Here is a 12411-nt window from a genome sequence, read left to right on the forward strand (position 1 = left end):
AACATCGTGTTAACTTCTACATCGCCCAGCGCGTAGGCTCTATCCAGGAGGAGGAAGACCAGAGAGGACTTGCACACTTCCTTGAGCACATGGCCTTCAACGGCTCTGACAACTACCCGGGCGACAGACTCATCGAATACTTGCGCTCAATAGGCGTTGAGTTCGGTTCCGACTTGAACGCGTACACCGCCGTTGACCAGACTGTTTACCGTGTGTGCAACGTGCCTTCTGCTAATGTTGCGTCGCTCGACTCGTGCCTGCTCATACTCAAGGACTGGTCGAATGGCCTGACGCTCGACGCTAAGGAAATAGACAAGGAGCGCGGAGTGATACATGACGAATGGCGCCAGCGCTCGTCTGCCGGCCAGAGAATGCTCGAGCGCAACCTCGAGAAACTGTATCCGGGCAGCAAGTACGGCAAGCGCATGCCTATCGGACTCATGTCGGTAATCGACAACTTCAAGCCCGAGGCTCTGCGTGCGTACTATCATAAGTGGTACAGACCCGACAACCAGGCCATCATCGTGGTGGGTGACGTCGACGTTGACCGCACCGAACAGAAGATAAAGGAAATGTTCAGCGGAATTAAGCTCGACCCGAATGCCGTGCCGGTAGTTGACGAACAAGTGCCGGATAATAACGAGGCAATCATCCTTGTTGACAAAGACAAGGAACAGAGGGTTGACGTTGTGCAGATATTCATGAAGCATGAGGCCGTACCCGACAGTCTGAAGGGTAATATGTTGTATCTCATACAGCAGTATGCAACCGACCTTTCGACCTCGATGATTAACTCACGTCTTAATGAAATATCGCAGAACCCAGACTGTCCGTTCGTTCAGGCGTTTGTATATGACGGTGAATACATCTACTCAAAGACAAAGGATGCGTTCAATATAGTCTGCATTCCCAAGCTGGGCAAGACCGAAGAGGCTGTTTCCGCAGCGCTCCGTGAGGTGCTTCGCGCCGCTAAGTGCGGTTTCACCGCTACTGAATACGTACGCGCAAAGGACGAGTACATGAGCCAGCTGGAGAAGATTTACACCAACCGCGACAAGCAGAAAAACGACTTCTGGGGCGATCAATACCGTGACCACTTCCTCGGTAATGAGCCGATTCCGTCTATTGAAGACCAGTATATGACAATGCAGCAGATTGCTCCAATGCTCCCCGTTGACCTCGCTAACGAGATAATAAAGGAACTTGTGAGCGAAACTGACACCAACCTCGTGGTATTCGCCGAGTACACTGAGAAGGAAGGAGCCGTTTATCCTACGCCCGAGTCAATCAAGAAAGCCATCGATGCCGTACATGGCGAGCAGCTCACGGCTTGGGTTGACAACGTAAAGAACGAGCCGCTCATCACCGAAATGCCGGCAAAGGGAAGCATCGTAAGCGAAAAGGAGAATGCAGCCCTTGGATATAAGGAACTTACATTGTCTAACGGAGCGCGCGTATTGCTGAAGAAGACCGACTTCAAGGACGATGAAGTCATCCTCAGCGGAACTTCAAAGGGTGGTTCGTCACTGCTCGGCGAAGAGGATCTTGTTAACGCAGACCTGTTCGGTATGGTGATTGGAGCAAGCGGACTGGGCAACTTCAACAACACGGAGCTTGAGAAGGCGCTCGCCGGAAAGCAGGCAAGCGTAAACCTCACGCTGAGCAACCTGCACGAAGGCGTAAGCGGACGCTCTACTCCGAAAGACCTCGAGACTATGTTCCAGCTGCTCTACCTTAACTTCACGAACATCAAGAAGGACGAGAAGAGCTACGCATCGCTGATGACCATGCTCGAGACAAGTCTCAAGAACCAGGCTATATCGCCCGATGCGGCATTCTCTGACTCGCTCATGTGCACTCTCTACAGCCACAACCCGCGCTTCCGCCAGCTGAAGGTTGAAGACTTGAAGAAGGCAAACTACGACCGCATTCTGCAGATTGCGAAAGAGCGTACAGCCAACGCCGGCGACTTCACCTTTACCTTCGTGGGCAACTTCGACGAAGCTGCCATCCGTCCGCTCATCGAGCAGTACATCGCTTCACTGCCCGCAAACGGAGTGAAAGAGGAGTGGAAGAAGGTTTCGACCTACGCCCAGGGCAAGGTTGAAAACAAGTTCCGTCGCAAGATGGAGACGCCTAAGGCCAATGTATATATGTATTGGTACAACAACAAGGCACCTTATTCGCTTGAGAACCAGGTATGCGCTGACGCCGCAGGACAGGTGCTCTCGATGATATACCTGAAGAAGATCCGCGAGGACGCAGGCGCCGCTTACTCTACGCAGGCTGTCGGATTTGCCAACGTTGGAGGCGACGTGCCGTTCACTGCGCTTATCGGTGTATGCCCGATGAACCCGGAGAAGAGCGATCTCGCATTGCAGATAATGGACGACGAGGCACAGAAGATGCGCACCACCGTCGACACCGACATGCTCAACAAGGTTAAGGAGCTTATGTTAAAGCGTGCCGACGAGGACGCAAAGACCAACAGCTACTGGGTTGGCGCAATCAATGACATGGACGAGTACGGCGTTGATACCGTGACAAAGTACAAGGACATAGTCAATGCCCTGACTCCCGATAAGGTGGCTAAGTTCGTCAACGACGTGATATTCGGCGGCGGTAACAGCGTTAAGGTGATAATGCTGCCGGAGGAAGCAAAGAAATAAAATACCTTTTCTATACTAAAAACATCGTGTCCCTTTTCCGTACCGTGTGTACGGGAAAGGGATTTTCTTTTGCCCATGCGACATCCGTTGACAAGAGCTTCATAACCATTCAAACCCCTGCTTTTGCTCAATATCATTCCAAAAGGCCACCTTTTAGCGTGTAAAAGGTGGCCTTTTAGCTTGCGAAAGACGGCCTTTTGGAAGACAAAAGACGGTCAATTGGAAATCCACCGGAAACAAGCCGTATCGGCATGGATGACCAACGGCGTTGTCTGCGGCAGTCAGGCCGAGTTCGTTTGGATGACTTTGTTTAGGCTTTTGATTTGGATAAATAATGTTAAACATTATAAATAATCATCTAATTATCGTGCGTTCACCCTTGTGCTGATAATAAAAATGTGTACCTTTGCACGCCGATTATTATCGGGGGTATGCTTAGAGCCCCCAGAACGGAGTGTTAATAGTTGCGCTTTTGGCCGAGCGTAGCGGTTAGTGAATCGCCGTTCAAGGAGAATTAAAAACGTTTTTTAGTAGTAATTTTTAAATTTACAATGAACACTTTAAGTTACAAGACTATTTCCGCAAACAAGGAAACGGTTAAAAAAGAGTGGGTCGTTATCGACGCAACCGACCAGGTTGTAGGCCGTCTCTGCTCTAAGGTAGCCAAGCTCCTGCGTGGAAAGTACAAACCAAACTTCACTCCGCACGTAGACTGCGGTGACAATGTAATCATCATCAATGCCGCTAAGGTGGTATTCTCAGGCAAGAAGGAGACCGACAAGGTCTACACACGCTACACCGGATATCCCGGAGGACAGCGCTTCAACACTCCTGCCGAGCTGCGCAAGCACTCTTACGGAGCCGAGAGAATCATCCGCCACGCAGTAAAGGGCATGTTGCCTAAAGGCCCGCTCGGCCGCAGCCTGATGGACAATCTCAAGATTTTCGACGGTACGGAGCATAACATGCAGGCACAGAAGCCCAAAGCAATTGATATTAACCAGTACAAATAATTGAAGCGATAATGGAAATAGTTAATGCAATAGGTCGCCGTAAGAGTGCCGTGGCACGTGTTTATGTCACCGAAGGCACCGGCAAAATCACTATAAACAAGAAGGACATTACGGAATATTTCCCGTCTGCAATACTTCAGTATGTCGTTAAGCAGCCTCTGCAGTTGCTCGAAGCAGCCGAGAAATATGACATCAAGGCCAACCTCGACGGCGGCGGTTTCACCGGCCAGAGCCAAGCTCTCCGCCTCGCGATAGCACGCGCTCTCGTGAAAATCAACGCCGAGGACAAGAAGAACCTGAAGGACCACGGATTCCTGACACGTGACGCTCGCGTTGTAGAGCGCAAGAAGCCGGGACGTCCGAAGGCACGCAAGCGCTTCCAGTTCAGCAAGCGTTAATGTTTGGCTCAAGCGCCTCCGCTACGGAAGCGCAAGCCTCGCGTTTAGTATCCAAACCGGCGAGACCCGCCACAACGGCCATAATCGGAATGCCACAGCGGCCTGAACACCGTGCGAAGGCAGCCTGAAAGACGGTTACCTGTCGGTTGGTTCTAACAAAACTAAAAGGAAAGTAAACAACAACAATTAAACAAAAGAACACAATGTCAAGAACTAATTTTGATATGTTATTGAAGGCCGGATGCCATTTCGGCCACCTCAAGCGTAAATGGAATCCCGCAATGGCTCCCTATATCTTCATGGAGCGCAACGGAATCCACATCATAGACCTCAACAAGACGGTTGCAAAGATCGACGAAGCAGCTGACGCGTTGAAGCAAATCGCCAAGTCAGGAAAGAAAATCCTGTTCGTTTCTACTAAAAAACAAGCTAAGGAAATCGTTGCCGAGAAGGCAGCTTCAGTTAACATGCCTTACGTAATCGAGCGTTGGCCGGGCGGCATGCTCACCAACTTCCCCACCATCCGTAAGGCAGTTAAGAAGATGGCTACCATCGACAAGCTGATGAACGACGGTACATACTCAAACCTCTCAAAGCGTGAAATCCTCCAGATTACCCGCCAGCGTGCAAAGCTCGAGAAGAACCTCGGCTCAATAGCAGACCTTACACGCCTGCCTTCAGCGCTCTTCGTAATCGACATCATGAAGGAGGCCATTGCCGTTAAGGAGGCTAAGCGTCTGGGTATACCCGTGTTCGCCATTGTCGACACCAACTCAAATCCCCGTGACATAGACTTCGTAATCCCCGCTAACGACGACGCTAAAGACAGTATCGAGGTAATACTCAACGCTTGCTGCGGCGCCATCGCCGAGGGTCTTGAGGAGCGCAAGATAGAGAAGGCTGACGAGAAGGCTGCAAAGGAGCAGGCTGAGGCTGACGCTGTTGAAGACCGCCCGAAGCGCGCACGCAAGGCACGCAAGGACGCTCCCGCTAAGGAGGAAGAAGCTCCCAAGGCTGAAGAGACAGCTGAAGAAGCTCCCGAAGAGGCTTGATTTTCATTTGACTAACGTTTAAACATATTAGTAAATACCATTATGGCTGTATCAATAGCTGACATACAGAAAATCCGCAAGATGACCGGTGCCGGCCTTGCGGACTGCAAGAAGGCTCTCACCGAGAGCAATGGCGACTTTGACAAGGCAATCGAGATAATCCGTGAGAAGGGCCAGGCCATCGCTGCCAAGCGTAGCGACCGCGAGACTTCCAACGGTTGTGTGCTCGTTAAGGCTACCGACGGTTTCGCCGCAATGATCGCCTTGAAGTGCGAGACTGACTTCGTTGCCAACGGAAAGGACTTCATCGCCCTGACACAGAGCATTCTTGACGCCGCCGTTGCCGCAAAGGTAAAGACCCTTGACGAGGTTAAGGCTCTGCCCCTTAACGGCAGCACCGTACAGGACGAGGTCGTTGCCCGCTCTGGTATCACAGGCGAGAAGACCGAGCTTGACGGCTACCAGTATATCGAAGGTGACAATGTTTCGGTTTATGACCACATGGGCAAGCACATGCTCTGCACCATGGTTCAGACCAACAAGCCCGCCGAGGAGCAGGCACACGCCATCGCTATGCAGGTTGCCGCAATGAACCCTGTAGCTCTTGACGAGGCAAGCGTACCCCAGGAGGTTAAGGACTCCGAGTTGAAGGTTGCTATCGAGAAGACCAAGGAGGAGCAAATCAACAAGGCTGTAGAGGCTGCACTGAAGAAGGCAGGATTCAATCTCTACATCGCCGAGAACGAGGAGCACATCAACGAGGGTATCATGAAGGGCAACATCACGGAGGCACAGGCTGAAGAGATACGCAAAATCAAGAAGGAGACCGCTGAGCAGAAGGCTGCCAACATGCCCGAGCAGATGGTACAGAACATCGCTAAGGGCCGTATGGCTAAGTTCTACAAGGACTCTTGCCTGCTTAACCAGGAGTTCATCCAGGACAGCAAGCAGACCGTGTCACAGTACCTCCAGGCTGCCGACAAGGAGTTGACAGTTGTCGCTTTCAAGCGCTTCACTCTCCGTGCAGAGTAATCTTTTAGCATTAAAGGACAATTTGCATATTTTATCATTGGGGCGTCTGTTCGTTAGAGCAGACGCCTTTTTTATGCCCTCTTTTGATTGGCAACGTAACAAACTGATATTCAATACTTTGTAAAATGCCGTCTTTCATCTCCTGAAAGACGGCATTTTAGCTTGCGATTGACGGCCTTTCGGAAGGCAAAAGGCGGTCTTTCGCAAAACAGCGGATTATCACGCCCCATCCCGATGGCGGATTTCATGCCGTCAACTCATCATTTATATTTATTTGACCGGCATTGTTTTGCAATTTCACCAAAAAGCGCTAACTTTGTTTCGGGTATGCCCGTGCGCGCCATGTGCATGCCATTGCCATCATAATAAAGGATAAGATATGAAGATTTTTGCCGTCGGAATGAATTACGCCGAGCACAATAAAGAGCTCGACGGAGCGTTATATAAACCGGAGGAGCCTGTTATTTTCACCAAGGCCGACTCGTCTCTGCTTAAGGACGGAAAGCCGTTTTTCCTGCCCGACGACCTCGGGCGCATTGACTACGAGACCGAGCTTGTGGTGCGTATCTGCCGTTTGGGCAAGAGCATACCGCAGAGATTCGCCCACAGATATTACGACGCCGTGACCGTAGGCATTGACTTTACCGCCCGCGAGCTGCAGGCCCGCCTGCGCCGTGAGGGCAAGCCGTGGGACTTGTGCAAGGGTTTTGACGGTGCGGCCGTCATCGGCGAATGGGTTGACGTGGCCAAGTTTCGTGACATCCAGGCCATACATTTCCGTCTTGACATCAACGGCAACACCGTGCAGGAAGGCTGTTCGGCCGACATGCTGTACAAGGTTGACGAACTGATAGCCTACATCAGCCGTTGGTTTACGCTCAAGACGGGTGACCTTATTTATACGGGCACGCCCGTAGGCGTGGGCCCGGTGAGCATTGACGACCATCTTACGGGATGGCTCGAAGACCGTAAAGTACTTGAGTTTAACGTTAAATGACAAAGAAGACAATATTACTGCCGCTGCTCGTGCTGCTGGTCTGGTGTGCCGCAAGTGCGCAGGCCAAGCGGCAAAAGTTCTTCAACCTCACGGCTGACGAGGTGAAGATTGACAGCGTGCTGCCATTTTTCTCTTATTCGATACCACTCGACGGCCAGTGGCGTGACTCCGTATATACCGTCAGCATAGAGTATCCGGAGTTTCTTGAGATGGGCGACGCCGACGTGTCGCGCTATAACAACATTACCGACAAGAAGCTGCCGGCAATGCCGGAAGTGACCGTAAACGTAGTGGTTGAGCGCAAGCGGGGCCATCTTGAGGCGTCGTTCGTGCCGCTCGTAATGCGTGACGGCAAGCCGATGAAGCTCGTCAGCTTCATGTTAGACATCAAGTCGAGCCCGCTGTCTGCGGCTAAAGCGCTGACAAGGACGGCCGACAGCGGCTCTTCTGCCGACAGGTATGCCGCCCACTCGGTGCTCGCTACGGGTAGATGGGCAAAAATCCGCGTACCGTCGACCGGTGTTTACGAGATTACCGACGCCCTCGTGCGCAGCGCCGGACTGTCGTCGGTCAGCAGCGTTAAGGTGTACGGATACGGCGGAGCGTTGCAGAACGAAGTCCTGACGGCAGAAGACCTTATTGAATACGACGACCTGAAGGAGGTGCCCACGTGCACCGTCAACGGGCGTAAGCTGTTCCGCGCCCAAGGCCCTGTGTCGTGGAGCAGCAACACCGCTACCCGCCGCACGCGCAATCCTTATTCGGACTACGGATATTATTTCCTGACCGAGAGCGACGGCGAGCCGCTTACTGTCGACAGCGCGACGTTTGTCAGCTCGTTTTACCCCTCTGCCGACGACTACCACACACTGCATGAGGTTGACAACTACGCCTGGTACCAGGGCGGACGGAACCTCTGTCAGAACGACCCTATCAGCCTCGGAACCACCAAGAGCTACCAGCTCGACCTTGTGTCGGGCCAAGGCGGGGCCGGTACGGTGGCTGTCTGCGTCACCGCCGGACAATCGACAAGCGTGCAGATTGCCGTCAATGATTCCGTGGTAGGCACCATCATGACAGGCAGTTTTGGCACGTACGACCACGGAAAGGACATGTACGGCACGTACAGGATATCCAACCTTCTGGCCTCTAACACGGTAAGCATAACTACGATGTCGGGCGGTCCGGCGCGTCTCGACTATATATCCGTGAGCCATGATACGCCGAGGCCAAGTCCCGTTCTGTCCTCAACGTCGTTCCCCTCGCCGGAATACGTATATAACATAACCAACCAAGACCATCATGCCGACCCGCAGGCCGACATGGTTATCATCGTTCCTACGTCGACAAGGCTTACCGCGCAGGCGCAAAGGCTTAAGCAGTTTCACGAAGAGCACGATGGACTGAGGGTGAACATTGTGCCTGCCGACGAGCTGTATAACGAGTTCTCGAGCGGCACTCCTGACGCGAACGCCTACCGCCGGTACATGAAAATGCTGTACGACCGTGCCTCTTCGGAGGAGGACATGCCGTCATACCTGCTGCTTTTCGGCGACTGTGTGTGGGACAACCGCCTCAATACTACCGAGTGTTCAAGCCTTGACGCTGACGACCTGCTGCTCTGCCACGAGAGCGAAGACTCGTTCAACGACGTGAATTGCTATGTTGACGACGGTTTCTTCTGCTATCTTGACGACGGAGAGGGCGGCGATCCGTTCGCAACCGACAAGCTCGACGTGGCCGTGGGGCGCTTTCCCGTGCGCAACGAGGCTGAAGCCAAGATAATGGTTGACAAGACCATCAACTACATCGAGAACGCAAACGCCGGCAGTTGGCAAAACAAGTTCGTGTTCATGGGCGACGACGGCAACGACAACCAGCACATGCGTGACGCTGACCAGATGGCAACGCTCGTTGAGAACATCAACCCCGCGTTCCAGGTTGAGCGCATAATGTGGGACGCCTACAAGCGTGAAAGCTCGTCGACGGGCAACTCTTACCCCGACGCGACACGCCTGATAAAGCAGCGCCAGGCAGCGGGCGCGCTCGTGATGAACTACAGCGGCCACGGCGGTCCTACCGGTCTGTCGCACGAGTATGTGCTCACGTACAGCGACTTCGCGTCATTCACGAACACGAACCTACCGCTATGGATCACCGCCTCGTGCAATACCATGCCGTATGACTCGCAGCAAGACAACCTCGGAGAGGTGACTGTGCTGAACGAAAACGGAGGAGCCGTGGCTTTCTTCGGCACCACCCGCACCGTTTACGTTGACCGCAACAACGCCATCAACCGTGCTTACCTGAGGGCATTGCTTACTCCCACAGACGGCAAATACGTGTCAATAGGCGAAGCGCAGCGGCAGGCCAAGAACCAGCTCGTTACCTCCGGGGGCGACACTACGGTCAATAAGTTGCAATACGCGCTGCTTGGCGACCCCGCGCTGGTGCTAAACGTACCGCGCTCAGGTGCCGTGATAGACAGCATTAACGGCGTTGCCGTAGCGTCAGCCGCCGAATATCCGCAGCTTGCCGCCGGTTCGCGGGTGTCAATCAAGGGACATATTGAAACGGCTGACGGCACTAAAGATACGTCGTACAACGGCGTAGTATCAGCCTTGGTGAGGGACGCCGAGAAGCTAATCGTGTGCCGTCTTAACAACACTTCGGACGAAGGCGCCGACACGCCGTTCACCTATTATGACCGCAGTACCGTGCTGTTCAACGGTAACGACAGCGTTCGCGGAGGCGAGTTTGCCTTTACTTTCGCTGTGCCGAAGGACATTGACTACAGCAATGAGAGCGGACTGATAAATGTCTTGGCCGTGAATGCCGGGACGAACGATGTCGTGAACGGATGCAACGACGACTTCGTGGTAGGCGGAACGGCCGACCTGTCCGACGACGAAATCGGCCCGTCGATATACTGTTACCTTAATTCGCCCTCGTTCGTGAACGGTGGCAACGTCAACACTACGCCGTACTTCGTGGCCGAAATAACCGACAAGGACGGAATAAACACCACGGGCAGCAGCATAGGCCACGACCTCGTGCTGACAATTGACGGCAACATGTCGCTCACTTACGTGCTGAACGACAACTTCGAGTACGACTTCGGCAGCTACACCAGCGGCCGCACATATTATAACATACCGCAGCTTACGCCCGGCAAGCACACTCTTACGTTCACCGCTTGGGACATAATGAACAACTCGTCGACGGCAACGCTCGACTTCAACGTGGTGGAAGGCCTCGCGCCCAACGTCTACAACATCGACTGTTCGTCAAATCCCGCGACGACGGGCACTACGTTCATCGTAACGCATGACCGTGCCGGAAGCAACCTCGACGTGATAATCGAGGTGTTCGACATCAGCGGACGACCGCTGTGGAGGCACTCCGAGAGCGGCGTAGCCTCGTCGGGCACGTACACGTTCGACTGGGATTTGACCGGCGATACGGGTGGCAAACTTGACACCGGAGTGTATATCTACCGTGTAAAGATTGGAGACGGCAGCGGCGGAATGGTGTCGAAAGCCAAGAAACTGATAATAATCAACTGACAACGGACAGACAAACAACGTGCAACAGGCATTCTTAACGCTTTCACGGGGCCTGTTGCACGTTTGTTGCTCCTTATTTTTCAAATGCCGTGGCGCATTGTACAATAATCACGGAAAAAATCAGTTATTAAATAGAATGCCGTTCCATTATTTGCGGAAACAAACTTACGGCATTCACATTTACTATAATCAGAAAACCAAAAAGAAACAATGAAGACACGGCAAAGAATATTGCTGACTGTGCTGTCAGTCGTCTTTTCGCTCGGGATATGCGCCCAGGAAAAGACCGACATATTCAATCCCGAACACAATTCAGTAACCTCGCAGACCATTGCCCCTGACGCCCGTGCTGCCGGTATGGGTGACGTGGGCGCCGCGACCGACCCTGACGTCGTGTCGCAATACTGGAATCCGGCCAAGTATCCGTTCTGTATCAGCCGCGCGGGCGTGGCCCTCAACTACACGCCGTGGCTGCGACAGCTCGTCAACGACATGGACCTGGCCTATCTTGCGGGCTATTACCGCATTGGCGACTATAGCGCAGTGTCGGCCTCGTTGCGTTATTTCTCGCTCGGAGAGGTAAGCACTACGGGTGAGGCTGCCGGCATGACAATCAATCCGTACGAGATGTCTATCGACGTGGCTTACTCGCTTATGCTGAGCGAGAAGTTCTCTATAGCCGCGGCGGTAAGGTGGATTTACTCCGACCTTACTTATGACTATACAGACGACACGTCGCCGGGTAGCGCCTTTGCGGCGGACATCGCGTTGTACTACCAGAACTACATAATGATAGGGGCACGTGAATGCCAGCTCGGATTGGGCCTTAACATAAGCAATATCGGTAGCAAGATAACCTTCGGAGGTGACGACAACAGCGAGTTCATACCGACAAACATGCGTCTGGGAGCCTCACTTATGGTGCCGATTGACGAATACAACCGCTTCACCATAGCTGCCGACGCCAACAAACTGCTCATTCCCACGTATCCGCTCCAGGAAGACGGCGAGTCGACAGAGGACTACCAGCAGCGTGTGCAGACGGATTATTACGACGTGTCGAGCATTGCCGGTATCTTCAAAAGCTTCGGCGACGCTCCCGGCGGGTTCAAGGAGGAGCTGCAGGAGATACGCTGGAGTCTCGGCGCGGAGTACGTTTACAACGACAAGTTCAGCCTGCGTGCGGGTTATCACCACGAGTCCGAGAACAAGGGTAACCGCAAGTACTTCACTTTCGGCGCCGGTTTCCGCATGAGCGCGTTCTCGCTTGACTGCGGATACGTATGGGCCACGGCCAAGAGTAACCCTCTCGACCAGACCCTGCGCTTCACTCTTTCGTTCGACATGGACGGAATCAAGGATTTGTTCAGAAGATAAATTCAAGGAGTTAAGGAGTTAAATTCAAGGAGTTAAGGAGTCAGGTAGTAAAGGAGTTAAGACAAATGACTTTTTATGTGAAAAGTGAAGGATTAAAAGTGAAAAATTCATTGCCTGAACAGACAGACTTGATTATTCGTTTCCCATTATTAATTATTCATTCAACAGGGCATTTGTCTTAACTCCTTTACTACCTGACTCCTTAACTCCTTGAATTTAACTCCTTAACTCCTTGAATTTATCTTCTGAACAAATCCTTGATTCCGTCCATGTCGAACGAAAGAGTGAAGCGCAGGGTCTGGTCGAG

At 52.7% G+C, this 12411-nt stretch carries 8 protein-coding genes; all 8 read left to right on the plus strand.

Annotated elements, in window-relative coordinates; translation table 11 throughout:
- Positions 1 to 2669, plus strand: a 2669-nt coding sequence (locus tag H6A34_RS10880) for a M16 family metallopeptidase (RefSeq protein WP_205105538.1), incomplete at its 5' end; no start/stop codon positions are given.
- A 551-nt stretch (positions 2670 to 3220) separates the two neighbouring features.
- Positions 3221 to 3682: a 50S ribosomal protein L13 gene (rplM, locus tag H6A34_RS10885; protein ID WP_021948414.1), complete on the plus strand. Its 462-nt coding sequence runs from the start codon at positions 3221 to 3223 to the stop codon at positions 3680 to 3682.
- An 11-nt stretch (positions 3683 to 3693) separates the two neighbouring features.
- Positions 3694 to 4080, plus strand: a complete 387-nt coding sequence (rpsI, locus tag H6A34_RS10890) for a 30S ribosomal protein S9 (RefSeq protein ID WP_205105539.1) — start codon at positions 3694 to 3696, stop codon at positions 4078 to 4080.
- A gap of 203 nt (positions 4081 to 4283) precedes the next feature.
- Positions 4284 to 5132 carry a 30S ribosomal protein S2 gene (rpsB, locus tag H6A34_RS10895; protein ID WP_021949292.1) on the plus strand — a complete coding sequence of 283 codons (849 nt, stop codon included), beginning with the start codon at positions 4284 to 4286 and terminating at the stop codon, positions 5130 to 5132.
- Positions 5133 to 5174: 42 nt separating this feature from the next.
- Positions 5175 to 6164 carry a translation elongation factor Ts gene (gene tsf / locus H6A34_RS10900; RefSeq protein WP_021949291.1) on the plus strand — a complete coding sequence of 330 codons (990 nt, stop codon included), beginning with the start codon at positions 5175 to 5177 and terminating at the stop codon, positions 6162 to 6164.
- Positions 6165 to 6543: 379 nt separating this feature from the next.
- The gene (locus tag H6A34_RS10905; RefSeq protein ID WP_021949290.1) at positions 6544 to 7161 is read left to right on the plus strand and encodes a fumarylacetoacetate hydrolase family protein; all 618 of its coding nucleotides are present in this window, start codon (positions 6544 to 6546) and stop codon (positions 7159 to 7161) included.
- Positions 7158 to 10727 (plus strand): type IX secretion system sortase PorU, encoded by a 3570-nt coding sequence (porU, locus tag H6A34_RS10910; protein WP_205105540.1) that lies wholly within the window; start codon positions 7158 to 7160, stop codon positions 10725 to 10727. The genes H6A34_RS10905 and porU overlap by 4 nt, the downstream gene beginning before the upstream one ends.
- Positions 10728 to 10937: 210 nt before the next feature.
- Complete coding sequence (porV, locus tag H6A34_RS10915) at positions 10938 to 12104, plus strand: type IX secretion system outer membrane channel protein PorV (RefSeq protein WP_021949288.1); 1167 nt, start codon at positions 10938 to 10940, stop codon at positions 12102 to 12104.
- The last annotated feature ends 307 nt before the right edge of the window (positions 12105 to 12411 follow it).

Origin of the sequence: Marseilla massiliensis (assembly GCF_016899855.1) — a bacterium.
In the GTDB taxonomy this organism is placed as follows: domain Bacteria; phylum Bacteroidota; class Bacteroidia; order Bacteroidales; family Bacteroidaceae; genus Prevotella.